We start from the raw sequence: 23122 nt of genomic DNA on the forward strand, positions 1-23122 counted from the left end.
CGGGGGGCCCTCCTTAGCGCCGGTACACGCCTACCTGCGCGCCCTCCACCACTTGCCTGACCGCCAGCAACGCTACCCGTAGCGTCGCCAGCGGGACGGAACCCAGGGCCAGGCGCAGCGCATGGGGCACCTGGGCGCCGACGGTGAACGGCTCGGCGGTGGCGACGCAGATGCCCGCGTTCAGCAAGGCCATGGCCACTTGGTCCGCCCGTGCGTCTTCAGCCAGTGGTAGCCAGATAAAATACGACGCGGGGTGGCTTAGGTAACTCAGGCCCTGCAGTACGTCACGGGCGATGGTCTGGCGGCGGCTGGCATCTTCGCGCTTATGCGCCTCGAGGCGGGCGACGGTGCCGTCTTCGAGCCAGGCGGTGGCCAGGGCTGTAAGCACCCCGGGGGTGTTCCAGGTGGTTGCGCGGATCATCCGCTCCAGGGCCGGCACCCACGCCAACGGCGCCGCAACGAAGCCGATGCGCAGGCCCGTGGCCACGCTCTTGGACAGCCCGCACACGTACAGCGTGCGCTCCGGGGCCAACTGCGCCAGGGGTGGCGCGGGTGCAGCGGCCAAGTAGGCATAGGCGGCGTCTTCGATCAAGGTGAGGTCATGGGTGCGGGCAATGGCCACCAGGCGCTGGCGCTGTTCCAGCGGCATCACCCAACCCAAGGGGTTATGCACGGTGGGCATGCAGTACACCGCACGCACCGGCCGCGTACTGCAGGCGCGGGCCAGCGCACCGAGGTCCGGGCCTTGGTCGCCAGCGGGCAACGGCACGCATTCGATACCCAAGGCCGCAGCCAGCACTTTGAACCCTGGGTACGTCAGGGCGTCGGCGGCCACCACGTCGCCCGCCCGCAGCCGGCTCAGCAGGCTGATTGCCAAACCGTGCTGGGCGCCGTTGGTGATCAGCACCTGCTCGGCACGCGCGGGTACGTCGTGGGTATGCAGGTAGCGCGCCACCGCCGCGCGCTCGTGCAAGCGCCCTGCATGGGGCTGATAACGCAGCAGGGCCTGCAAATCGCCAGCCGCCGCCAGTTGGCGCAGGCCGCTACGCAGCAGGTCGGCTTGGCCGGGCAATATAGGGTAGTTAAAGTTAAGGTCTACCACACCTTCGACAATGTCTTGCTGCTCGACACCTAAACCGCGCGGCAGGGCGTTTTCGCGCACGAAGGTACCGCGCCCTGTTTCGCCGCTGACCAACCCCATGGCTTCAAGCTCAGCGTATACCCGGCTGGCAGTGGCCAGTGCCAGGCCATGCTCCTCGGCCAAACTGCGGTGGGTGGGCAAGCGGGTACCTGGGGCTAGCTGGCCGCTATGAATGGCAGCCTTGAGGCGGTCGACCACCTGCTTGTAGCGCGCTTTGGGCATCAACTGTATCCAGTACAATTTTTTGATTGCACTGATAGTGCGCCCCACACTGTGGCCAGGCAACCGGCACCGAGGCCGCTTATGGCACGCAGTGGCAACATCCGCCTGGGCGATAACGCCGCGGGCTGGCTTAATGGTTTTATCGGGGTGCTGATCTTCAGCGGCTCGCTGCCAGCCACCCGCGTGGCGGTGCAAGCATTCGACCCGTGGTTCCTGACCGGCGCACGGGCGTCCCTGGCTGGGCTGTTGGCGCTGTTGCTGTTATGGCGGTGCAAGCCACCGCTGCCGGCCGGCCGGCAATGGGCTGCCCTGTTCATCGTAGCGCTGGGGGTGGTACTGGGCTTTCCACTGCTAACCGCCCTGGCCCTGCAGCACCTGACTTCGGCCCACTCGATCATGTGGCTAGGCTTGCTGCCGCTGGCCACGGCCGGTTTTGCCGTGCTACGCGGCGGCGAGCGGCCCAAGCCTGCGTTTTGGTGCTTTGCGCTACTGGGCAGCCTGTTGGTGGTGGGCTTCGCCGCCACCCAGGGTTTACAGGCATCGCCGCGGGGCGACCTGTTGATGCTGCTGGCGGTGGCCGTGTGCGGCCTTGGCTACGCCGAAGGCGCGCGGTTGTCCCGCAGCCTGGGTGGCTGGCAGGTCATCTGCTGGGCCCTGCTGCTGGCGCTGCCGGTGATGGCGGTGCTGGCGGCCGCGCGCGCGCCCACCTCGCTGGCGGGTGTCGCGGCCCCTGCCTGGTGGGGCCTGGGTTATGTGTCGCTGTTCAGCATGCTGCTGGGCTTCGTGTTTTGGTACCGCGGGCTGAGCCTGGGCGGTACCGCCGCCGTGGGCCAACTGCAGTTGCTGCAGCCATTGTTCGGTTTGCTGTTGGCCGGCGCCCTGCTCGGTGAGCACGTCACTGCCGGCATGTTCGGGGCCACAATGGCGGTGGCGCTGTGCGTGGCCGGTGCGCGGCGGTTTGCCGGATAAACGCCCGAGGGGCCAAAGCCATGACTTGCGAGGTACAGCCCTGGCATGATGGCGACCTGGCTCCCACCCTCATGACCCACCGGAACCCCCATGGCCACCCTGCCCCCACGCCTCGCTCGCCGCCTGCTCAGCCTCGATGACTTCGAACACGCCGCCCGCCGGCACCTGCCGCGCCCGCTGTTCGGCTACATCGCCGGTGCCGCCGAAGATAACCAATCATTCCACGCCAACCGCCAGGCCTTTGCCGAGCATGCGTTGCTGCCGCGGGTGTTGGTGGATATTTCCCGGCGCAGTACCGAGGTGCAGTTGTTCGGCCAGCGCTATGGCCAGCCGTTTGGCCTGGCGCCGATGGGGATCAGCGCACTCACCGCGTACCGTGGCGACCTGGTGTTGGCACAGGCCGCGCGGGAAGCACAGGTGCCGATGATCATGAGCGGCTCGTCGTTGATACGCCTGGAAGAGGTGGTTAAGGCCAACCCGGACGCCTGGTTCCAGGCCTATTTGCCAGGGGATGAACCCAACATCCTGGCGCTGCTGGACCGAGTGCGCCGCGCTGGGTTCGGCACCTTGGTGATTACGGTAGACGTGCCCCTGGCGGCCAACCGCGAAAACAACCTGCGCAGCGGCTTCTCCCTGCCGCTGCGGCCCACGCCACGGCTGGCCTGGGATGGGTTGAGCCACCCGCGTTGGTTGTTCGGCACATTTCTTCGCACCTTGCTACACCACGGCATGCCGCATTTCGAAAACAACTACGCCTACCGCGGCGCACCGGCACTGTCGCCCCGGGCATTGCGTGATTACAGCGACCGGGGGCACCTGAACTGGCAGCATTTGGCGCGCATTCGCGAGCGCTGGCCGGGGCGCTTGGTGATAAAGGGCATTCTGCATCCGGCTGACGCTCGGCGTGCTTGCGACCTGGGCGCCGACGGCTTGATCGTGTCGAACCACGGTGGCCGCCAGCTCGATGGGGCGGTGGCGTCACTGCGTGCCCTGCCGGCGGTGGTGGATGCCTGCCCGAATATCCCGGTGATGCTCGACAGCGGCGTGCGCCGTGGCAGCGATGTGCTCAAGGCGCTGGCGCTGGGGGCAACGTTCGTGTTCGTCGGCCGGCCGTTCGGGTTCGCCGCGGCGGTAGGCGGCCAAGCAGGCGTGGCCCATGCCATTGGCCTGCTTGGCGCGGAGGTGTCACGTAACCTGGCGCTGCTGGGGCTGTGCCGGCTCGATGAGCTGGGCCCGCAAGTACTGGCGCCCAGCGGCGGCTGACGTGCCGCGTGGGCGCGGCATACGGTCAGGGCATGACCGGGGGCACATAGGCCAGCGTCATGGAAAACGCCCACAGCATGAACAACACCAGCGGCGTGTGCACCAGCAACTGGGTAAAGGTAAAACCCACCACATCGCGCGCCTTGACGCCCAGCACGCCGAGCAGCGGCAACATCCAGAACGGATTGATCAGGTTGGGCAGCGCCTCGGCGGCGTTGTACACCTGCACCGCCCAGCCCAGGTGCACCTTCAGCTCATTGGCCGCTTGCATCACGTAAGGTGCTTCGACAATCCACTTACCGCCGCCGGAGGGCACGAGAAAGCCCAGCACGGCCGAGTAGGCGCCCATCACCACGGCGAAGGTGTCGTGGTTGGCCACCGACACGAACGCGGCCGCCAGGTGCTGGGAAAGGGTCACGCCATCGGGGCCGGCCGCCTTGGTGAGGATAAAGGCAATCGCCCCGTAGAGTGGGAACTGGATCAGCACACCCGCCACTGACGGCACCGAGCGCGCCACCGCCCGCAAAAAGCGCTTGGGCCGCCAACTCAGCAGCATGCCCAGTATCAGGAAGAGGAGGTTATAGGTGTTCAACGCAGAGATGGCGTAGATCGGGTCTTTGCTGGTGAATTCACCGAACAGCCACACCGCACCCAGCGCCACGATCAACAAGGTCAGCAGCGGGCTATGTTCAAGCCACTCACCGGGGCGCTGCGCAGGCGCCATGTCGTCGTCGGCTTGGGCCAGGTCTACGCCCATGGCCTGGGCGGTGCGCGCGCGCTCCGGCGAAGGGGTAGAGGCCCAGGCCACCAGCAGCGACGCCGCCGTCAACACCGCGGCCATGGCCAGCGACTGCCAAAGGAAGATGGTTTGCGAGAACGGGATCACCCCGGTGATGTCCAGCAGCGACTTGGGCAAGCTGGCAGGGTTGGCCTGCAACTGGGCCGCCGCGGAACTCAGGCCCAGCGCCCAGGTAGCGCCCATGCCCAGGTAGGCGGCGGCGCCGGCGGCGCGGTAGTCCATTTTCAGCCCTTCACGGCGCGCGATGGCACGTACCAGCAAACCGCTGAACACCAGGCTGATGGCCCAGTTGAACAGCGCGGTGGTCAGGCTCACCAGGGCAATGAAGGCGACCGCGCCGCGCGCCGTGCGCGGCAGCGCCGCCAGCCGGGTGATGAGCTTCGAGGCCGGCGGCGAAACCGCCACCACGTACCCGGAGATCGCCACGAAGGCCATCTGCATGGTGAACGGGATCAGGCTCCAGTAACCATCGCCGAACGCACCGGCCACCGCGCGCAGCGGCGCGCCACAGGCGAGCGCGCCGAGCGCGACGGCGATAACCGCCAGGGCGGCAAAGATATACGAGTCGGGGAACCAGCGCTCCGACCAGTTGGATACGCCCACGGCGATCCGTTCGAACAACCCCGGCTGGGCGGGGGGATTGGCTGCGTGCAACAGGGTGTCTTGCATAGCTGTCTTCCTCGGGTGGGCTGGACAGGCAGAAAAAAGTACGTAGCGCTTTATCGTTATTATGCGTGGTTCAGGTACACCCGTTGGGCGGCGGCCAGGTCCTCCAGGGCAGTGCCAACGGCTTTGAACACGGTGGTTTGGGTATCGCTTGTGCGGCCTGGGTGGCGGCCCTGGCATAGGGCAGCGAGGTCTGCCAGCACCTGGCCGGGCGCGAACACGCCGTTGGCGATAGGGCTGAGCAGGTCGCCGGCCTTGAGCAGGGCTTCGTCGGTGTCGACGAACACGCAGGTGCCGTCGAAACAGGCGTCGTCGCTTTCGCGCATCTGTGGGGTAAAGCCGCCGATCAGATCCAGATGGGTGCCGGGGCGCAACCAAGCGCGGCGAACCAACGGCGCGGTCGACAGCGTGGCGCAGGTGACGATATCAGCCTCGCCGCAGGCCGCCTCAAGGTCGTTCACCGCCTGGGCGGCGAAGCCTTGCTCGGCCAGGCGTGCGGCGAGCGCGTGGGCTTGGGCTTGGTGGATGTTCCACACCAGCACCCGGCGGATTGGCCGCACACAACGGTAGGCCGGCGCCAACAGGCTCGCGACTCGCCCAGCGCCCACCACCAGCAGGGTTTCGGCATCGCTACGGGCCAGCTTCGAAGCGGCCAGCGCCGAGGCGGCGGCGGTACGCCGGGAAGTGATTTCGTTGCCATCGATCAAGGCCAGCGGCGCGCCGCTGGTGGCATCGTGCAGTAAGTAGGTCGAATGCAGGCCGGGCAATTGGCGCTGGCCGTTTTCCGGGTAGATGGCCACGGTTTTGATCCCGAAGAACCGGGCATTCCAGGCCGGCATCAATAGTACCGACGCCGGGCAACCTGCCTCGGTGCTCAAGTCGTGAAGGTGGCGCAGCGGCACCCGCGCCGGTTCGCAGAATGCTGCTTCCAACGCCGGGATCAACTGCTCGAACGGCAACGCGGCGCGGGTTTGCTCAGCATCGAAAATCAACATGCTCAAAAGGCCTCCATCAGGCATCCAGCGTCAATGCGCTGGTGGGTATCGCCTGGCATGCCAGGCAGGTGTCGTCGCTGTCGGGTTCCTCGCCATGCAGGTGCGCCACTTGGCCATGGGCCACGCGCACCGCACAGCTTTCGCACTGCCCCACACGGCAGCCACTGGGCAGGCTAAGCCCCAAGCGTTCGGCAAAATTGAGCAGGGGCCCATCGGCGGAGGTCCAGGTACGGGTGATACCGGAGCGGGCGAAGGTCACGTCGAAAGCTTGGCCAGGGGTGATGCTGGCCACCTGCGGAGAACGAAACGCTTCCTGCTGGATATCCAGGCGCGGTACACCGGCGCTGATCAACCCTTCGGTGAAATGCGCCATCATCGCCTGTGGCCCGCACAGGTACACCAGCGGCCGGCGCTTGAGCAGTGCCTTGGGTACCTGCTCGAAGCCAACGCGCCCGCACAGGTGGTAATCCACGCCGGCCACGTCCTCTGGGCGGGGTTGGCTGTATAGGTTGATCACTTGCACCGCCGGCAAGCTACTGGCCAACGCGCGAATCCGCGCCTTGAAGGCATGGCTGGCACCGTCGCGGTTGCCGTATAGCAGCAGGATCGGCGGTGCCGCGCGCTTGGCCGGCAACGATTCGAGCAGGTTCAGGAACGGCGTAATGCCGATGCCGGCGGCGACCATCAGCAACGGCCGCTGGCCCTGGGTAGGTAGAATGAACGTGCCCGCGGGCATACGCGCTTCGACCCGGTCGCCCAGCGCCAGGCCCCGGTGCAGGAAGCTCGACATCAACCCCTGCACGGGCCGGCCTTCGGCATCCAGGCCCGCGGCATGGCGTACCGCGATGCTGTAACCGCGCCGGTTGGGCAACCGCGCCGGGCCGGTGAGCGAATAAGAGCGCAACAGCGGGCCGCGAGCGGTTTGCACCTGTAAGGTGATGTGTTGGCCGGGCTGGAAATCCGGTACCTGGCCGCCATCCTCGGCCTCGAAATGCACGGCGATCACATCGCACGCTTCCCGCTCCAGGGCGGTCACGGTGAACCCGCGCAGGCCCGCCCAGCGGCGCAATTGAACCGGCTGGGCCGGGTCGCGAATGACGCGGCAGCGGTAAGCCCGCAGCGGCGACGAACCGCTGATGGGGTCTTGGCGCACATCGTTGATCAAACCGTTGAAGTTACTGCCTTGGTTATCCACCGCTAATTCGGCTTGGCCCAGCGCTTCGCAACGCTGCCACCAACCGTACTCACCCACCACTACCGCTGGGTGCAGGCTGGGGGTGATGCGTGCGGAAAAACGTGCTTGGCCGCTGGGCGTACTCAGCAGCACCCAGTCGCCGGCGGCGATGCCGGCCTTGCGGGCCAGTTGCGCGGAAACTTCCAGCACCGGGTCCAGCGCCTTTTTGCGCAACGAAGCCAGGCTGCGGTGCTGGCTGTGGCAGAAGTAGCCGTTTTTGGCCGAACTGAGCAGCAATGGATAGGCGGCATCGAGCGCGGCGTCTTCTTGCCCGGCCAAGGGTTGTGGCAATGGCGCGTAGCCATGGCGCAATAGCCGCTCGGAATACAGCTCGACCAGGCCGCTCGGGGTGTTGAAGGCCTGCCCGCGCGGGCGCTGGCTGAACGCCCGCTCGGTATTCTGGGTGGGCACCGCGATGCCTTCGGGGTGGCCGCGCAACTTCGCCACGCTCAGGCCCATGGGCTGGAGCATGTAATCCCAGCCCCGTTCGAGCGAGCCGCCAAAGAACTGCTCGCTCAAGCCCAAGCGCTCGGCCAGGGCGAACACCAACTCGCAATCGGACTTCGACTGGCCCTGGGCCGGCACCATTTGCTGGCGCAACTGCACCCATTGCTCAGCCTGCTCACTGATTTCGAAACCGATACGCAGGCCCTCACGCTCCCAGGGGGTATTCACCGGTAGAAAAAGGTCTGCGTACCGGGCACTGGGCGACTCGAACAGGTCGCAGTGCACATAGAAGTCGAGCTTTTCCAGCGCCTGGCGGCCCAGGTGGGTGTCGGGTTGCGACACCAGCAGGTTGGTGCCGAAGGCCACCAGCGTGCGGATGGCGTAGGGCTGTTCGTGCACAATCGCCCGGTACAGGTCGCGGGCAGTGACCCAGCCCTGGCTCGGTGGGCCCAGCGGGCGCTCGCCCAAGCCCAGGGCCTTGGCCCGCTGTGTCGGGGCCAGTAAGTCGAAGTGGCTGACCGGGTTGAACGGCGGCTTGCGATATTGCCGGTTGCCGCCGCGGCGGTCGAAGCTGCCGGTCAAGGCGTACAGGCAGGCCATGGCGCGGTCGGTTTGCGAGGCGTTCTCCTGCTGGCCAACGCCGGACCACGCATGAAACGCTACCCGCTTGGCGCTCGCCAGCACGCTGGCAGCTTGCTCGAGCTGGGCCGGCGCCACCCAGGCCAACTGCTCCACGCGCTCGGCGGTATAGGCTGCACAGGCCTTGGCATAGGCAGCGAAGGCGGGTAGGCAGGGCAAGCGCTGACCGTCGCGGCCACGCACCTGCACCGGCGCGTGCAGCTCAGCCTGGTCGAGCTGGGCGGGCGTCGCGCTGGCGGATAAGCACGGGTGCCCAGCGTGCCAGAGCAGGTAATCATCACCCTCCAGGCCCAGGTCTGCGGTGCGCAGCAGCAGGCCGGTGTCTTCACGCACCAGCAGCGGCCCATTGCTGTAGTGGCGAATAAACGCCTCATCGTAACCGCCACGCTGGATCAACTGGTTGGCCAAACCCATGGCCAGGGCCAAATCCGCGCCGGGCTTTACCCGCAGCCAGCTATCGGCTTGGGCCGCCAGGGAGGTTTCGCGAGGGTCCACTACGATCAGCCGGGCCCCGGCCTGGGTGCCGGCGCCGATGGCCTCGGCTTGGGCTAGCCAGGTATTGCTCGGGTTGTGCCCCCACAGCAGAATCACCTCGGCGTTGCGGTAATCGGCCGTGGGCATGCCACAGCCAAAGGTGAAGGCGTGGGCGTGGTCTTTGTGCCAATTGCAGATTTCAGTCGCGTAGCAGGTGTTAGGGCTGCCATACAGCCGAATGAACCGCTCGATCCAGTCGATGCTGTCAGATAACGGCGTACCGCTGGGGGTGGTCACGGCAAAACCGACGGACTCCGCACCATGGGTTTGCCGGGCATCGATCAACCGCCGGGCCACCTCATCGAGCGCTTGCTCCCAGGAGATCACCTCCCAGCCGGGGTCCGGGTGGTGCTTGGGCGTGGTGCGGCGCATCGGTTGCAGCACGCGGTCGGCACTGTAAACCAACTCCGGGGCAGCCTTGCCCTTCAGGCACATGGCCTTGCCGGTAGGATGGCTCGGGTTGGGCTGCACGGCGATCAACCGGCCGTTTTCGACGCGGTTGAGGGTTCCGCAGCGCGAGCGGCACAGTGTGCAGTAACCAGGCTTATCGTGCGACGAAGGGTGTGTCATCTGCGCCCTTACCGGGTGGTCAACGTCATGGCCGGATGGTATTACTGGCTTTTCCGTATTGATAATTCATTGATCGACTGCCGGGGTATCGAAAAAACCAATGCTGCCGTCCACCAAGCAACTTCAGCATTTCATCGCCATCGCCGAAACCGGGCAGGTGTCGAAGGCGGCGCTGCGCTGCCATGTGACGCAGTCTTCAATGACGGCTTCGCTCAAGGCACTGGAGCGCGGCGTGGGGGCTACATTGTTCAGCCGCCACCCTGGCGGCGTGCGGCTGACCGAGGCCGGTGTACGTTTTCTGCGGCATGCACAGCAGGTGCAGGCTACCCTGCGCGAAGCCGTGGCTTCGCTCGCCGAGCGGCCGTCCCCGGTCAGCGGGCCGCTGCGCCTGGGCGTCACGGAAACCATTTCAGCCTATGTCCTGGCACCCCTGTTAGGTACCCTTACCGAGCAATTCCCGCAGTTGGAGTTGCATGTGCTGGAGCAGCAACGCGAACAGATCGAGCAGGGGTTACAGCAGGGCGAACTGGACCTGGCCATCGTACTGGCCTCGAACCTGCAGCCCGGTGCCCTGCAAACCCAGCCGCTGGTACGTTCGCCACGGCAATTGTGGGGGCACCCGGAGCACCCATTGATGAGTGCCGACCGCGTCAGCCTGGCCGACGTGGCCGCGCAACCGTACATCTTGTTGGACATGGACGAACACGTGGGCACCGTGACCAAGTACTGGGCGGCCTTTGGCTTGCCGGTAACGCCGCACTTTCGCAGCGCCTCGATCGAAGCGGTGCGCAGCCTAGTGGCCAGCGGCCATGGCGTCACGATTCTCTCTGACCTCGTATACCGGCCGTGGTCGCTGGACGGCCAGCGCATCGTGCGCCGCCCACTGGCCGACCCGGTACCGACGATGGACGTGGGCTTGGCCTGGGCGCAGGCGCGCCCGCAGGGGGCGGCGTTCTTTGAGCTGAAAACGTTTTTGCAAGGGTGGTTCAAGGCGCCGCAACGGGGGGCCTGATCACACCACGGTGTTCAACTGAACTGCCGGATGCAAACGGGGGCTGCAACGCGCCCCACAGTCGGGCCACCGCTAATGATCGCAAGGCCTCAGCCGAACCGGCCGGTGATGTAATCCTCGGTCTGGGTTTTGCCCGGCTTGGTGAACAGGGTGTCCGTGTCGCCGTGTTCGATCAACTCGCCCATGAACATGAACGCGGTGAAATCGGAACAGCGCGCCGCTTGCTGCATGTTGTGGGTCACGATCACTACCGTGAAGTGTTCCTTGAGCTCGGTAATCAGCTGCTCGATGCGCCCGGTAGAGATCGGGTCCAGCGCAGATGTGGGCTCGTCGAGCAGCAACACCTCGGGTTTGAGCGCGATGGTGCGGGCGATGCACAGGCGTTGCTGCTGGCCACCGGAAAGGCCCTGGGCGCTTTGCTTGAGCTTGTCTTTGACTTCTTCCCACAACGCCGCGCCGCGCAGGGCCTGCTCTACACGCGCTTCCATGTCGCGCTTGCCCAGGCGCTCGTGGTGGCGCACGGCATAGGCAATGTTGTCGTAGATCGACATGGGGAACGGCACCGGCTTTTGGAACACCATGCCCACATGGCTGCGCAGGCGGTTCATCGAGTAATTCGGCGCCAGGATGTTCTCACCGTTGAGCAGTACCTCGCCCCGGGCCTCCAGCTTGGGGTACATCGCATAGATACGGTTGAACACCCGCAGCAGGGTCGACTTGCCGCAACCGGAGGGGCCGATGATAGCCGTGACTTGCTTTTCCGGAATGTCCATGTTGATGGACTTCAGGGCGCGATTGCCATTGTAGAAGAACTCAAGGTCCCGGACCTGGATCTTGGTTCGCATGGGGGCAACAGTGTTCATCAGTAAGACCTATCACGCAAAAGAATGAGGCGGGAAAGCAGGCTTAGCGTCAATACGAACAGCGTTAGCACCAACGCGCCAGCCCAGGCCAAGGCATGCCAATCTTCGAAGGGGCTCATGGCATATTGGAAAACCACCACCGGCACGCTGGCGATGGGCTTGAGTAGGTCGCTACTCCAAAACTGATTGCCGAAGGCGGTGAACAGCAGCGGCGCGGTTTCGCCAGTGATACGCGCCAGCGCCAGCAATATGCCGGTGACCACCCCGGCACGGGCCGCCCGCAATACGATCTGCAGGGTCATCTTCCATTGCGGCACACCCAGCGCCAGGGCGGCTTCGCGCAGCGTGCCCGGCTGCAACTGGAGCATTTCATCGGTGGTGCGTACCACCACCGGGATCACCAACAGTGCCAGGGTAAGGCCACCGGCTAGCGCGGAGAAACCCACCTGGTGGTTGGTCAGCGCACTCACGGGCAGGATGAACGCGGTATAGATGAACAACCCCAGCACAATCGACGGCGCCGACAGCAGGATGTCGTTGATGAACCGCACCACCATGCCCAAGCGGGTATGGCGGGCAAATTCAGCCAGCCACACACCGGCCATCAAGCCGATCGGTGTGCCCACCAGCAGCGCCAGTGCCGACATCAACAGGCTGCCATAGAAGGCATTGGCAAGGCCGCCCGGGGTGCCGGGTGGCGGGGTCATCTCGGTAAACAGCGCCGGGCCCAGCGCCGCCGCGCCATTGACCACCGTGGTGATAAGAATCCACACCAGCCACAGCAGGCCAAAGCCGGTGGCGGCGCAGGCGAACACCATGGCGATCCCGTTCTTGAAGGCGCGCATACGGTACAGGTTTTCATTGGGCGAACTCACAGCCCCTCCTTGCGCGACAGGCGCATCAGCATCAGGCGTGCACAGGCCAACACGATGAAGGTGACCACGAACAACAAAAAGCCCAAGGCGATCAGCGAGCTGCGGTGCAGGTCGGTGTAGGCCTCGCTGAACTCGTTGGCAATCACCGAGGCGATCGAGCTACTCGGCATCAGCAACGAAGCCGACAGTTGGTGGGCGTTACCCAACACGAAGGTAACCGCCATGGTTTCACCCAAGGCGCGGCCCAGGCCGAGGAACACGCCGCCGACCACGGCCGAGCGGGTGTAGGGCAATACAATGTCCCAGACCACTTCCCAAGTGGTCCCGCCCAGGGCGTAGGCCGACTCCTTGAGTTGGCTGGGCACGGTGCGAAACACTTCGTTCATCACAGAGGTAATGAACGGCATGATCATGATCGCCAGCACGATGCCGGCAGTGAGCGTACCAATGCCCAGCGGCGGCCCCTGGAACAGTGCACCGATACCAGGGATGGCGCCCAGGTTGTCGTTGATCCAGGGCGCCAGGTACTCGCCCATGAAGGGGGCGAATACGAACAAGCCCCACATGCCATAGATGATCGACGGGATACCGGCGAGCAATTCGATCGCCGAACCAATGGGCATGCGTAACCACGGCGGCGCCACTTCGGTGAGAAAAATCGCGATGCCAAAGCTGACCGGCACGGCGATCAGCAAGGCCAGGAATGACGTCACCAGCGTGCCATAGATGGGCACCACGGCGCCGAAACGCCCGGCTACGGCGTCCCAGTCGGTGCGGGTGAAAAAGTCCAAGCCAAAGGTGCGAAAAGCCTCGGCACCGCCCCAGAGGGTGGAGCCGGCAATGCACGCCAGCAAGCCCAACACCACCATGGCCGCGCCGCAAACGGTGCGGCGAAACCACAGGTCGTGGCGGTGATCGCGTGCACTGCGCGCTTCGCCGGCATGTGGTGCTGTGGCCATCACAGTGGTCAGTGCTTGAGAGTTATCGGTCATGTTAAGTCCACTCGAAAAAAATCCTCCCAAGGGCGGGGCCTTGAGAGGCGAGGGTGACGCGTGTTTCAGTTACTGGCCGGCAACCTTGAATTCGGCTGCCCAATACGCTTCGATCTGCTTGACCAGCGAATCGGGCAGCGCGACGTAGTCCAACGCGGCGGCTTGGTCCTGGCCATGCTCGAGCGACCATTTGAAGAAGTCGAAAGCGGCGTTGCTTTCTTCAGCCTTCTTCGGTTGTTTGTACATGATGATCCACGTCGTCGCGGCAATCGGCCAGGCATCGGCACCCGGGGCGTCGGTCAAGAGCAGGTTGAAGTCTTGGGCGTTGGCCCAATCCGCAGTGCCGGCAGCCGCCTGGAACGTCTTCGCCTCAGGCGCTACGAAATGGCCCGCGGCGTTCTTCAACAGGGTGTGCGAAAGGCTGTTCGATTTGGCGTAGGCATACTCCACATAGCCGATCGAGCCTTTGATTTGCTTGACGTACGCGGCCACGCCTTCGTTGCCCTTGCCACCAACGCCCACCGGCCACTGCACAGCGGCGCCGAAGCCGACCTTGGCTTTCCAGTCGGCGCTGGCCTTGCTCAAGTAATTCGTGAAGTTATACGAAGTGCCCGAACCGTCCGAACGGTGAACGACGGTGATCTTGCCGTTGGACAGCTTCACGCCGGGGTTCAACGCAGTGATGGCCGGGTCGTTCCAGGTGGAGACGGTGCCCTGGAAAATCTTCGCAAGCGTTTCACCGTCGAGTTTCAGGGCGCCGGGGGTGACGCCTTCAACGTTGACGATTGGCACGATACCGCCGATCACGCTGGGGAATTGGCCAAGCCCCGCGGCCTTGAGGTCTTCGGCCGACAACGGGGCGTCGGAGGCGCCGAAGTCGACCGTGGCGGCCTTGATCTGGGCGATACCGCCGCCGGAACCGATCGATTGGTAGTTGATACGGTTGCCCGACGACTCCTGGTACTTCTGGCCCCACTTGGCAAGCACCGGATACACGAAGCTGGAGCCCGCGCCGGTCACATCGGTTGCGTGGGCAAAGCCCGACAGGCACAGCGAAGCGAGCAGAATCGAAAGGCGGGTCTTGGTCAACAGTCTCACGGCACACCTCAATCAAAGAACATTGATGTGGAATCGCTCCACAGGAGTAAGCCGTGCCGATTTAATGCGGGTTATGTGACTTTTTGATGACAGCTAATCGATAGAATTGTTACAGCGTGGCTTGAGCCCTCGGCGGGCAAGCGGTGCCGGCGCAATAGCGAAATGCCCGGCGGCCGCAAGCTCACTGGCCGCCACTACCCGGGCGAGCGGCTTTTTGCCGGCGGGGTACCGTTAGAATTGCAGCCCCAGGGTAAACGACAGGAAGTCGCGATCATTCACCGTGCTGTATTTGCCGCCAAAAAAATTGGTGTAAGCCAGGCTTGCGCTGTAGGTGCGCTGGTAATCGGCGGCCAAGCCAACGGTGACGGCCTTGCGGCCTTCCTGGAAGTTACCGCCAGGGTCCGGCGCATAACCCTTCACGTCATGGGCCCAGGCCAAGCTCGGGCGCAGCTCCAGGCGCGGCAGCAGGTTGTAGAACGCCCACTGCGCACGGGCGCGATAGCCCCAGGCGTTCTCCGTGGTAAAACCATCATTCTCACAATAGCGGCTGCCGGCTTGGCACTGCCCCGGGGCGGGGCCAAACGCGGCATCGCGGCCATAATACTGGCCGCCCAAGCCACTTACATGGGTCAGGCCCACCTCACCGGCCAGGGTGAACTGGTCCGCCCCCAGGCCGCCATCGAAGGTGTGCTCCAGGCTGGTTTGCAGTTGGGTAAGGGGCTTGCGCCGATAACCGGCGTCTGCCTGGCCATCCGCACTGGCCTGCAGCACCTGCAGCCAATTCACTTGCACCGGCGCGTTGGGCCGGTAACTGAGTTCACCGCGCCAGCGGGTGCCTTCTGGCAGGGTGGAAGAAAAACTCACGCCGTACAGGTGGATGTTTTCTGGATAGCGCACGTAATAGCTGGCCTGCCCCGCCAACCAACTGGGCTGCAATGCCTCCAACAAGGCAGCCGACACCGGTACCCCAGCCGAGGCCAGGGCGCTGGAAAGGCTCTGGCCACCGCCCGCGCGCCCGCTGAAGATCGGCAGCCGGCTGTGATAGTTCAGCCAGTACGCGCCAAAATCCGTGGCCAATGGGTCGGCATGGTAATGCACCGCCAAGCCGAACTGCCCGCCGTCGCGGGCCTCCTGGTCGCTGCCGCGGCGGGCCACCACGCCTTCATCGGGCGCCCCGCTGCTGCCCAGCAATCGCAGTGCGGCTTGGCGCTGCGCCGCGCCCAGGCCCGCGCCGGCCAACTGTGCATCGAGTTGCGCGCCATTGGCCCCGAGCGCGAGGTTGGCGTCGCAGCCCTTGGCCAGCGCGTCGCTGCTGGAAAAGAACGTGCCGCAGTTGCGCTGCCCGGCAGCGTCCCATGCCAGTTGGTAGAAGCCATCTACCGATAACCGGTCGGTGATGCCTTGTTGTGCGTATACAAGGCTCGTGGGCATCGCCTCGTCGCGCCATTGGCTGGCCGCGGTGGGGTATAGCGCGGCACCGGGCGGGTTGATAGCATCGATGCCGCCGCCGATAAACTGCGCCTCGCCCCAATGCACGACCTGCCGCCCCACGCGCACGGTGCCGGGCTGGCCGCCAAACTGGTAGTTATGCCAGGCGAAGGCTTCGAGCAACTGGCCGCCAGCGCTGCGGCTGGCCTGGGCGCGGCCGCTGTCGTCGATGTCTTTGAAGGCCTGCTGCTGGTCTTGGAGCTTGAAGTCGTACCAATAGCGCCCGCGCACATACAGGCCGCTGTCTTGGTAACGCAATTCGAGGGCATGGGTGCCGCTGAACTGTTGGGTGAACGCCTCGCCACGCTTGAAATTCAGCCGCCCATCATCCGTGCTGGCGGCCCAGGCGCCGCCGCCGTTGCTGGCCCCGACCAGGTGCTGGCTGCGGGTGGCCATGCCCCAGGCGGTGCCAAGGGAGAATTGCGAATCGAACTGGCCTTCGACCGGCCCTATATTGAACGGCAACCCGTAGGCAGGCGCCGCCATTACCCCCAGCACCCCCCATGCCCACACGCCAAGCCTGTCTGTAAAACGCAAGGTGCTCGCCCATTTGCAAAAGGGCGAGCTTCAAGCTTCACGCTTAAAGTTTCAAGAAAAAGCCGTTCAACGCGGGTACAGCACTGCTTCGCGATCGCCCTTAGCGTGGTTTCTGGCGTTCGGGCGTCAAGGCTTGGGCGAACACCCGAGATGCCAGGCTAGTGCATCTCGGTCAGGGCAATTTTCACCCCCAGCGCCACCAGCACGGCGCCCATGGCGCGGTCGAACCAATGGCCCATGCGGGCAAAGCCCGCCCGCACCCGCGCCTGGCTGAACAACAACGCCACCAGGCAAAACCACCCTGCGGTGGCGAACGCCAGGTATACCCCATAGCCGGCCTGGACCCACAGTGGCGTATGCGGGTCGATGACCACGGTGAACAGCGACAAGAAGAACAGCGTGGCCTTGGGGTTGAGGCCGTTGGTCATGAAGCCTGCCGCATAGGCCTGGCGCGCCGTGCGGGGCTGTTTATCCACTTGGGCGGCAGCCCCGGCACCTGCGGCCGGGCGCGCGCGCAGCGCTTTGATGCCGATGTACAGCAAGTAGGCGGCCGCCAGCCATTTAAGCAGGTTGAACAGCATGATCGACTGCGACACCAGCAGGCCAATGCCCAATAACGAGTAACCCACATGCAAGAAGATCGCCGAACCCACGCCCAGGGCCGTCCAGTTGCCGACACGCCTGCCGTGGGCCACGCTTTCACGTACCACTACCGCAAAATCCGGGCCCGGGCTGGCCACGGCGAGCAGGTGTATCAGCGCAACGGTCAGAAATTCAGTCCAATACATGGCAGTGGGCCTCAAAATGTGTAACAGGCAGCGGGCGGAACGGCTAAGTTTACCGTTATACGTCTTCAATCCACCACTAGAGGCCCTTTTTCGATGCGTGCGGTTTTTCTCGATCACAGTTCGCTGGACCTCGGCGACCTCGACCTTGCCCCTTTGCACGGGGCGTTCAGCGCGCTGCAGTTGTATGCCAGTACCGAGGCCGGCGACACCTCGGCGCGCCTGGCCGGTGCCGACGTGGCGATCAGCAACAAGGTGCTGATCGACGCCCAAGCCATGGCCGCCAACCCGCAATTGAAGCTGATCCTGGTGGCCGCCACGGGCACCAACAATGTCGACCTGGAGGCGGCGCGGGCACGGGGCATATGCGTGTGCAATTGCCAAGGTTACGGCACCCCGTCGGTGGCCCAACACACCTTGATGTTGCTGCTGGCCCTGGCCACCAGCTTGCCGCAGTACCAGCAGGCCGTCGCCGCCGGCAAGTGGCAGCAGGCCCGGCAGTTCTGCCTGCTGGATTTCCCTATCGTGGAGCTGCAAGGCAAAACCCTGGGGCTGCTGGGCCATGGTGAGTTGGGCAGCGCCGTCGCGCGGTTGGCCGAAGCATTCGGCATGGCCGTGCTGGTAGGGCAACTGCCCAACCGCCCGCGCCGCGACGGGCGCCTGCCATTAGCCGAATTGTTGCCCCGGGTCGATGCGCTGACCCTGCATTGCCCGCTCAACGAACACACCCGCAACCTGATCGGCGTCACCGAGTTGGCCTTGCTCAAGCGCGGCGCGTTCGTGCTCAACACCGGGCGTGGCGGGCTGATCGACGAATACGCGCTGGCCGATGCCCTGCGCAGCGGCCATTTGGGCGGCGCAGCGACCGACGTGTTGACCACCGAGCCACCCACTGAAGGCAACCCACTGCTGGCCAGCGACTTGCCACGGCTGATCGTAACCCCTCACAGCGCCTGGGGTAGCCGCGAAGCACGGCAGCGTATCGTCGGCCAGCTCAGCGAAAACGCCCACAGCTTCGCCCAGGGCGCACCACAACGGGTGGTGGCGTGATTTGCTAGACTGCGCGCTTTTTTCGCCAAGGAGCTGAACATGGACCCGCGCAGTGAAGTGCTGCTACGCCAGGCCGAACGCTTCACCGGCCCGGTGCTGCTGGCGGGGCTGCCCGCCGACGGCCTGCTGGGGACGTTGCCGCAGGCCAGTGGCTGGGGCTGGAACGCTGCCGACCACGCCGTGCTGGCTGGGCGTTTCGGCCAGCGCTGCCACTTCGGCACCGAGCCGCCCCCTACAGAGGTGGCCGCCGCTGTGCTGTACCTACCCAAGGCGAAGGACTTGGCGGCCTACCTGCTCGATGCGCTGGCGGCCAAGCTGCCCGGCCGCATGCTTTACCTGGTGGGCGAAAAACGCGGCGGCATCGAAGGTTCGGCACGCCTGCTGCAAACCTATGGCACACCGCGCAAGCTCGACAGCGCCCGCCACTGCCAGCTATGGCAGGTTGAGGTGGAGCATGCCCCGGCCGCCCCTTCCCTGCCGCCCTTGGCGCAACGCTTCGGGGTTGCGGCGCCCGGCGGCGAGTTGCAGGTGGTGAGCTTGCCCGGGGTGTTTAGCCACGGCCGGCTGGACCGCGGCACCGCGCTACTGCTCGACCACCTGGATAACCTGCCGGCCGGGCACATTCTGGATTTCGGTTGTGGGGCCGGGGTCATCGGCGCGCTGATCAAGCGCCGTTACCCCAGCAACCGGGTGAGCTTGCTGGACGTCGACGCCTTCGCCATTGCCGCCGCTACGCTGACACTGCAGGCCAACGGCCTGGAGGGGGAACTGATCTGCGCCGATGGCATCGACGGCGCACCGGCGCTGCTGGATGGGATCGTGAGTAACCCACCGTTTCACAGCGGGGTGCATACCCACTATGAAGCGACAGAAAACCTGCTGCTAAAAAGCGCCGAACATCTAGAAATACGCGGCGAAATTCGCCTGGTTGCGAATAGTTTTCTGCGTTACCCGCCCTTATTGGAAAGCGCCTTTGGCCACTGCGAAACCCTCGCCCAGCGCGATGGCTTTCGCATTTATCGGGCACGCAAAGGGTAATCACAACGCTTGCCATCGGCGCAAAGCGTAGGCAGAATCCGCTCCGTCCTAGGGGAGTAGTCTCCCGCGAGCACACTGTTCGCATTGGCACGCGTCAACATACTTGGCCTACCGGCCATGGCGCGTGCGACCTGAGGGCCCACATCAGAGGGGCCCCACGGTTTGACCAGACCTATGACACGCACACCTTTACCCGGGGCGGGGAGGCTGTACGTGTCATAGCCGTGTCGACCCGCCCCAATAGGAAGCCTGATGTTAGAATCCCTTCTTGTTCCCACGGGTATCGTGGCGCTGGCCGAAATCGGCGACAAGACTCAACTCCTCGCACTCGTCCTGGCGGCTCGCTTTCGCAAGCCTGTCCCCATCATATTGGGCATCCTTGCCGCCACCCTGGCCAACCATGCGGCCGCCGGCGCAGTAGGCGCCTGGGTCAGCAGTTACCTGACCGATACCGTGCTGCATTGGATCCTCGCCGCAAGCTTTACTGCGACCGCGCTGTGGACGCTGGTGCCCGACAAAATGGACGACGACGAAGCCAACCGCGGCAAGCAATTTGGCCCGTTCATGGCCACGCTGATCGCCTTCTTCCTGGCCGAGATCGGCGATAAGACCCAGGTCGCCACGGTGATGCTCGCCGCGCAGTATCCGCACCTGCTGCTGGTGATCATCGGTACCAGCCTGGGCATGTTGATCGCCAACGTACCCGTGGTACTGGCCGGCAACTTCGCCGCCGACAAACTGCCACTGGCGCTTATCCGCCGCTTGGCTGCCGCGGCGTTCTTCGTGCTGGCGGTGTATTCGGTGTATAAGGCGATGAGGGTGAGCGGTTGGCTCTAGCCCGGCTGGCGCCGCAGCGGGGCACGGCGCAAGGCCGTTACCCGGGCGCGGCCGATGCCCTTCAACCTGGCGTCAGGCACTCAGGGGCATCGAGTGCGGGGTCGTTCACAAGCTTGGCCAGCGGCCGCTCGCGCAGGCTGGCGCAGGGCTTGGCCAACAGGCTATAAAGCTGCGGCAAAGGCGTTTCCGGGCACAGCCATAGCGCCTGTTCAGCGGTATCGAGAATCAACGGCCGGCGCTGGCTGGCGGCGGCCTGGGTGACCACCGCGGTGCTCAACCACACGTGGTCACCCACCGGGTAGGCTTCCCAAACCGCGGCGAAATACAGGTTCGAGCCTTGCGCCGGGGTAAGCCAATACGGTTGCTTACGCACCGAACCGCGCCATTCATAGAAACCGTTCGCCGGCAGCAAGCAGCGGCGCTGGCGAAAGGCCTCACGAAACAGCGGCTGCTCGGCCAAGGTTTCGGCGCGCGCCTGGGCCGGTGTACGGGAGAAATCCGTGACCCAGCCGGGCGTCAGGCCCCAACGTGCACGCGCCAGCATCAATCCTTCGGCCTGCTGGCGTTGGATCAGCACCGACTGGCCGGGGGAGATGTTCCACTGCGGGGCATGTTGCGCCGGGAAACCCGGCAAGGCTGCGAAGGCTGAGGTCCAGCGAAACAGTGCGTAGCGTCCACACATCAGAAAGGCAAGGCTCCGGTCAACACAGCAAGATACCAGGCCCGCTATCGGGCTCCTCGTCCGCCAGCGGCGAAGCGCTATTGTACTGGCTGATCAACAGCCGTGCGCGTTCGGCCAGGGGATCTTCGACGCTCAGGTTAAGCAGCCCGATGGCCGGCAATTCACCAATGCCCCCGACCAGATCACGCCCCAGCAAGTGGGCGTAGATGCCTTCGCTGGCGAGCATGGTCAGCAGCAGCTCTGCTTCAAGCAGGCTTTCCGGTTCGTAGATGCGCTTCATCATTCATTCTCGCTATACACATCCAATGACCAAGCATCGCCCTCGGTTCGCAGCACGAAGCGAATGGGGCGGCAGCACACCGGGCAGTCTTCTATATAATCCTGGTCGCCCGCCGACAGGTCGAGTATGGCCTCGGCCGGCTCCCCGCAATAGGGGCAAAAATAGCGCTCGGTTTCTAGCATCGCGGCCCTACCCTTCAGTTATGCGTATAATCGCCGGTCTGTTTCACTACTTAAGCCGTTGCCAACAAGAGAGCATGATGGGCGAATTCGATGCCATCCGACCTTATGACGACTCCGAGGTCAAAGCAGTACTGACGAGGCTCCTGAAAGACCCGGCGTTTCTCGACACCCTCACCCACTTCCGTTTCCCGCGCTTTGCCGGTGCCCTCGGCTGGTTGCTCAAGCCGATGATCGCCAAGAAACTGCGCCGCGAATTTGCCGGCATCGACAGCGTAGCGGCACTGCAGGACAAGGTCGAGATGTACGTGGACCATACCATCGAACGGGCCACCGATGGGGTAACCTACACCGGTGTCGAACAGTTCAAGTCTGGCAGTGCCTACCTGTTCCTGGCCAACCACCGCGACATCGTGATGGACCCGGCCTTCGTCAACTATGCCGTGTACCACGCCGGCTTGCCCACGCCACGCATCGCGATCGGTGACAACCTGCTGCAACGCCCATTCGTGAGCGACCTGATGCGGCTTAACAAAAGTTTCATCGTGCATCGCTCATTGAGCGGGCGTCGCGAGCGGCTCGCCGCCTACCAGTTGCTGTCGGCGTACATCAACCATTCGATCCGAACCGACTGCCAGTCGATCTGGATCGCCCAGGCCGAAGGCCGGGCCAAGGATGGCGATGACCGTACCGATTCGGCAATCCTGAAAATGTTCCACATGAGCCGCAAGGACGAACCCTTTGCCGAGGTAGTGCGGTCGCTGAACCTGACCCCGGTATCGATCAGCTACGAATACGACCCGTGCGACGCGGCGAAAGCCCGTGAGCTGTACATTCGTGCCAGCACCGGCGAATACAAGAAAGCCCCAGGCGAGGATGACCTGAGCATCGCCCAGGGCATTACTGGCTATAAGGGCCGGGTGCATATCAACTTTTCAGCCCCGGTCACCGACCTGCACGAAGACACCAAGCAGTTGGCGGCCGAGATCGACCGCAAGATCCTTGCCGGTTACCGGTTGTTTCCGGTGCATTACCTGGCCTATGCGCAATGGGAAGGTGCCGACCCGGCATTGGAGGTGCCCACGGCCGGGCAACTGTTCGGCGCCGAGGAATTGACCCAGGCGCGCGAAGAGTGGCAGCGCCGGCTAAACGAGTGCCCGGCCGAGCACCGGCCGTACCTGGTGCAACAATACGCCACCCCCGTACGCAACCAGTACCGCATCAAGGCCGGCCTGGCGCCTTGATGCCGGGCCCTGCGCCCACGAACAGTGGGCGAGCCTAGAGGGCAGCCGCGTACCGCGTCATTGGCGCAGGGTCTGGCCGATGGTGGGGTCTTTGAATACTCGCGTCAGGGCGTCGCTGAGCACATCGCTGACCAACTTGGTGTTGGTTTCCTGGTTCGGCGCCATACCGAAGCGTTGGTTCAGCGAGGCGCTATAACGGCCGCTGTAGCTGTTGCTGGGGCCGCGCACGTCGGCACGGAAGGTCGCCGCGATGGTGGCCTCGGTCACGTAGGTGGAATCCTTCGGCGACTGGTATTTAAGGTCGGCCAGCGTCACGGTCAGGGTCGGTGCGCCCGCCGCGCTGGCGTTGGGCGTGTACCCGAGCAGGCGCACGGCCGCTTCAGCCTGGGCCTGCAATTTGGGCACGATATCGTTGCCTTGCACGCTTACCGTACTGGTTTCCGGGTACAACCCGCCACGGGTGCCGAGCACCGCCGAAGGGCGACCGTCGACCACCCGTACCTGAACCGGCTGGCCCTGCCCCACCGCCGCCAATTGCTCCGTCAGCTTCGGCTGCGGGCTCAACTGCTGGGGGCTGCTGGCACAACCGGCCAGCGCAAGGGCGGACACAGCGAGCAAACCGAACAACAGGCGTGGCGACATGCGCGATTCTCCAAAAAGGGCACAGGCCGGCAGTATAGCGA

The 23122-nt window shown here is 64.6% G+C and carries 21 protein-coding genes and 1 riboswitch; of the genes, 7 read left to right on the forward strand and 14 right to left on the reverse strand.

Annotated elements, in window-relative coordinates:
• Positions 1-13: 13 nt before the first annotated feature.
• Positions 14-1363 (reverse strand): aminotransferase-like domain-containing protein, encoded by a 1350-nt coding sequence (locus HAQ05_RS06335; RefSeq protein WP_190418553.1) that lies wholly within the window; start codon positions 1361-1363, stop codon positions 14-16.
• 81 nt (positions 1364-1444) lie between these two features.
• Between HAQ05_RS06335 and HAQ05_RS06340 the strand changes: the two genes are divergently transcribed.
• Positions 1445-2332 carry a DMT family transporter gene (locus tag HAQ05_RS06340; RefSeq protein WP_190418555.1) on the forward strand — a complete coding sequence of 296 codons (888 nt, stop codon included), beginning with the start codon at positions 1445-1447 and terminating at the stop codon, positions 2330-2332.
• Between the two features lie 90 nt (positions 2333-2422).
• Positions 2423-3595, forward strand: coding sequence for an alpha-hydroxy acid oxidase (locus tag HAQ05_RS06345; protein ID WP_190418556.1), 1173 nt, complete (start codon positions 2423-2425; stop codon positions 3593-3595).
• 25 nt (positions 3596-3620) lie between these two features.
• Here the strand turns inward: HAQ05_RS06345 and HAQ05_RS06350 are convergent, their stop codons facing one another.
• Genes HAQ05_RS06350 through HAQ05_RS06360 form a run of 3 tightly spaced genes read right to left on the reverse strand, consistent with a single transcriptional unit; the run spans position 3621 to position 9479 of the window.
• The gene (locus HAQ05_RS06350) at positions 3621-5063 is read right to left on the reverse strand and encodes a short-chain fatty acid transporter (protein WP_190418558.1); all 1443 of its coding nucleotides are present in this window, start codon (positions 5061-5063) and stop codon (positions 3621-3623) included.
• A gap of 59 nt (positions 5064-5122) precedes the next feature.
• Positions 5123-6055, reverse strand: coding sequence for a bifunctional Delta(1)-pyrroline-2-carboxylate/Delta(1)-piperideine-2-carboxylate reductase (gene lhpI, locus HAQ05_RS06355; protein ID WP_190418672.1), 933 nt, complete (start codon positions 6053-6055; stop codon positions 5123-5125).
• Between the two features lie 16 nt (positions 6056-6071).
• Positions 6072-9479: a molybdopterin-dependent oxidoreductase gene (locus HAQ05_RS06360; protein ID WP_190418559.1), complete on the reverse strand. Its 3408-nt coding sequence runs from the start codon at positions 9477-9479 to the stop codon at positions 6072-6074.
• A gap of 100 nt (positions 9480-9579) precedes the next feature.
• Between HAQ05_RS06360 and HAQ05_RS06365 the strand changes: the two genes are divergently transcribed.
• Positions 9580-10491: a LysR family transcriptional regulator gene (locus tag HAQ05_RS06365; RefSeq protein WP_190418561.1), complete on the forward strand. Its 912-nt coding sequence runs from the start codon at positions 9580-9582 to the stop codon at positions 10489-10491.
• An 89-nt stretch (positions 10492-10580) separates the two neighbouring features.
• On the opposite strand, the gene pstB is transcribed toward HAQ05_RS06365, so the two are convergent.
• The 6 genes from pstB to HAQ05_RS06395 all read right to left on the reverse strand — a co-directional run bounded on the left by pstB (position 10581) and on the right by HAQ05_RS06395 (position 17132).
• On the reverse strand, positions 10581-11354 hold the full coding sequence (pstB, locus tag HAQ05_RS06370) for a phosphate ABC transporter ATP-binding protein PstB (protein ID WP_190418562.1): 774 nt from the start codon (positions 11352-11354) through the stop codon (positions 10581-10583).
• Positions 11354-12199 (reverse strand): phosphate ABC transporter permease PstA, encoded by an 846-nt coding sequence (pstA, locus tag HAQ05_RS06375; protein ID WP_190418674.1) that lies wholly within the window; start codon positions 12197-12199, stop codon positions 11354-11356. Before pstA ends, pstB begins: the two co-directional genes overlap by 1 nt.
• Positions 12200-12225: 26 nt before the next feature.
• Positions 12226-13221 carry a phosphate ABC transporter permease subunit PstC gene (gene pstC, locus HAQ05_RS06380; RefSeq protein WP_190418564.1) on the reverse strand — a complete coding sequence of 332 codons (996 nt, stop codon included), beginning with the start codon at positions 13219-13221 and terminating at the stop codon, positions 12226-12228.
• A 69-nt stretch (positions 13222-13290) separates the two neighbouring features.
• Positions 13291-14319, reverse strand: coding sequence for a phosphate ABC transporter substrate-binding protein PstS (gene pstS / locus HAQ05_RS06385; RefSeq protein ID WP_190418566.1), 1029 nt, complete (start codon positions 14317-14319; stop codon positions 13291-13293).
• Positions 14320-14550: 231 nt separating this feature from the next.
• The gene (locus tag HAQ05_RS06390) at positions 14551-16344 is read right to left on the reverse strand and encodes a DUF1302 domain-containing protein (RefSeq protein WP_238936476.1); all 1794 of its coding nucleotides are present in this window, start codon (positions 16342-16344) and stop codon (positions 14551-14553) included.
• Positions 16345-16502: 158 nt separating this feature from the next.
• Positions 16503-17132: a LysE family translocator gene (locus HAQ05_RS06395; RefSeq protein WP_190418567.1), complete on the reverse strand. Its 630-nt coding sequence runs from the start codon at positions 17130-17132 to the stop codon at positions 16503-16505.
• A gap of 93 nt (positions 17133-17225) precedes the next feature.
• Between HAQ05_RS06395 and HAQ05_RS06400 the strand changes: the two genes are divergently transcribed.
• The 3 genes from HAQ05_RS06400 (at position 17226) to HAQ05_RS06410 (ending at position 20054) form a co-directional block, all read left to right on the forward strand.
• On the forward strand, positions 17226-18179 hold the full coding sequence (locus HAQ05_RS06400) for a 2-hydroxyacid dehydrogenase (RefSeq protein ID WP_190418569.1): 954 nt from the start codon (positions 17226-17228) through the stop codon (positions 18177-18179).
• A gap of 39 nt (positions 18180-18218) precedes the next feature.
• Positions 18219-19217 (forward strand): class I SAM-dependent methyltransferase, encoded by a 999-nt coding sequence (locus tag HAQ05_RS06405; RefSeq protein WP_190418571.1) that lies wholly within the window; start codon positions 18219-18221, stop codon positions 19215-19217.
• A gap of 38 nt (positions 19218-19255) precedes the next feature.
• A riboswitch (yybP-ykoY riboswitch) is annotated at positions 19256-19365 on the forward strand.
• A gap of 104 nt (positions 19366-19469) precedes the next feature.
• Entirely contained in the window at positions 19470-20054 is a 585-nt protein-coding gene (locus tag HAQ05_RS06410; RefSeq protein ID WP_190418572.1) for a TMEM165/GDT1 family protein, read from the forward strand.
• A gap of 61 nt (positions 20055-20115) precedes the next feature.
• On the opposite strand, the gene HAQ05_RS06415 is transcribed toward HAQ05_RS06410, so the two are convergent.
• From HAQ05_RS06415 to HAQ05_RS06425, 3 genes are read right to left on the reverse strand one after another with little or no spacing between them, the layout of a single operon-like run.
• Positions 20116-20736, reverse strand: a complete 621-nt coding sequence (locus HAQ05_RS06415; protein WP_190418574.1) for an SOS response-associated peptidase — start codon at positions 20734-20736, stop codon at positions 20116-20118.
• Positions 20737-20755: 19 nt separating this feature from the next.
• A complete protein-coding gene (locus HAQ05_RS06420) occupies positions 20756-21016 on the reverse strand; it encodes a putative signal transducing protein (protein ID WP_190418677.1) in 261 nt (86 codons plus the stop codon).
• The gene (locus tag HAQ05_RS06425) at positions 21016-21198 is read right to left on the reverse strand and encodes a CPXCG motif-containing cysteine-rich protein (RefSeq protein ID WP_190418576.1); all 183 of its coding nucleotides are present in this window, start codon (positions 21196-21198) and stop codon (positions 21016-21018) included. The genes HAQ05_RS06420 and HAQ05_RS06425 overlap by 1 nt, the downstream gene beginning before the upstream one ends.
• A 74-nt stretch (positions 21199-21272) precedes the next feature.
• Between HAQ05_RS06425 and HAQ05_RS06430 the strand changes: the two genes are divergently transcribed.
• Positions 21273-22439: a 1-acyl-sn-glycerol-3-phosphate acyltransferase gene (locus tag HAQ05_RS06430; protein ID WP_190418577.1), complete on the forward strand. Its 1167-nt coding sequence runs from the start codon at positions 21273-21275 to the stop codon at positions 22437-22439.
• A 57-nt stretch (positions 22440-22496) separates the two neighbouring features.
• On the opposite strand, the gene HAQ05_RS06435 is transcribed toward HAQ05_RS06430, so the two are convergent.
• Positions 22497-23081 carry a YajG family lipoprotein gene (locus tag HAQ05_RS06435; protein ID WP_190418579.1) on the reverse strand — a complete coding sequence of 195 codons (585 nt, stop codon included), beginning with the start codon at positions 23079-23081 and terminating at the stop codon, positions 22497-22499.
• Positions 23082-23122 lie beyond the last annotated feature (41 nt).

Source organism: Pseudomonas typographi (assembly GCF_014694385.1).
Lineage (GTDB): Bacteria > Pseudomonadota > Gammaproteobacteria > Pseudomonadales > Pseudomonadaceae > Aquipseudomonas > Aquipseudomonas typographi.

Excerpts from the sequence above, each read along its gene's own strand:
- HAQ05_RS06335 (WP_190418553.1), bottom strand. The coding sequence starts at position 1,363 with ATGCCCAAAGCGCGCTACAAGCAGGTGGTCGACCGCCTCAAGGCTGCC.
- HAQ05_RS06340 (WP_190418555.1), top strand. The coding sequence starts at position 1,445 with ATGGCACGCAGTGGCAACATCCGCCTGGGCGATAACGCCGCGGGCTGG.
- HAQ05_RS06345 (WP_190418556.1), top strand. The coding sequence starts at position 2,423 with ATGGCCACCCTGCCCCCACGCCTCGCTCGCCGCCTGCTCAGCCTCGAT.
- HAQ05_RS06350 (WP_190418558.1), bottom strand. The coding sequence starts at position 5,063 with ATGCAAGACACCCTGTTGCACGCAGCCAATCCCCCCGCCCAGCCGGGG.
- lhpI (WP_190418672.1), bottom strand. The coding sequence starts at position 6,055 with ATGTTGATTTTCGATGCTGAGCAAACCCGCGCCGCGTTGCCGTTCGAG.
- HAQ05_RS06360 (WP_190418559.1), bottom strand. The coding sequence starts at position 9,479 with ATGACACACCCTTCGTCGCACGATAAGCCTGGTTACTGCACACTGTGC.
- HAQ05_RS06365 (WP_190418561.1), top strand. The coding sequence starts at position 9,580 with ATGCTGCCGTCCACCAAGCAACTTCAGCATTTCATCGCCATCGCCGAA.
- pstB (WP_190418562.1), bottom strand. The coding sequence starts at position 11,354 with ATGAACACTGTTGCCCCCATGCGAACCAAGATCCAGGTCCGGGACCTT.
- pstA (WP_190418674.1), bottom strand. The coding sequence starts at position 12,199 with ATGCGCGCCTTCAAGAACGGGATCGCCATGGTGTTCGCCTGCGCCGCC.
- pstC (WP_190418564.1), bottom strand. The coding sequence starts at position 13,221 with ATGACCGATAACTCTCAAGCACTGACCACTGTGATGGCCACAGCACCA.
- HAQ05_RS06395 (WP_190418567.1), bottom strand. The coding sequence starts at position 17,132 with ATGTATTGGACTGAATTTCTGACCGTTGCGCTGATACACCTGCTCGCC.
- HAQ05_RS06400 (WP_190418569.1), top strand. The coding sequence starts at position 17,226 with ATGCGTGCGGTTTTTCTCGATCACAGTTCGCTGGACCTCGGCGACCTC.
- HAQ05_RS06405 (WP_190418571.1), top strand. The coding sequence starts at position 18,219 with ATGGACCCGCGCAGTGAAGTGCTGCTACGCCAGGCCGAACGCTTCACC.
- HAQ05_RS06410 (WP_190418572.1), top strand. The coding sequence starts at position 19,470 with ATGTTAGAATCCCTTCTTGTTCCCACGGGTATCGTGGCGCTGGCCGAA.
- HAQ05_RS06415 (WP_190418574.1), bottom strand. The coding sequence starts at position 20,736 with ATGTGTGGACGCTACGCACTGTTTCGCTGGACCTCAGCCTTCGCAGCC.
- HAQ05_RS06420 (WP_190418677.1), bottom strand. The coding sequence starts at position 21,016 with ATGAAGCGCATCTACGAACCGGAAAGCCTGCTTGAAGCAGAGCTGCTG.
- HAQ05_RS06425 (WP_190418576.1), bottom strand. The coding sequence starts at position 21,198 with ATGCTAGAAACCGAGCGCTATTTTTGCCCCTATTGCGGGGAGCCGGCC.
- HAQ05_RS06430 (WP_190418577.1), top strand. The coding sequence starts at position 21,273 with ATGATGGGCGAATTCGATGCCATCCGACCTTATGACGACTCCGAGGTC.
- HAQ05_RS06435 (WP_190418579.1), bottom strand. The coding sequence starts at position 23,081 with ATGTCGCCACGCCTGTTGTTCGGTTTGCTCGCTGTGTCCGCCCTTGCG.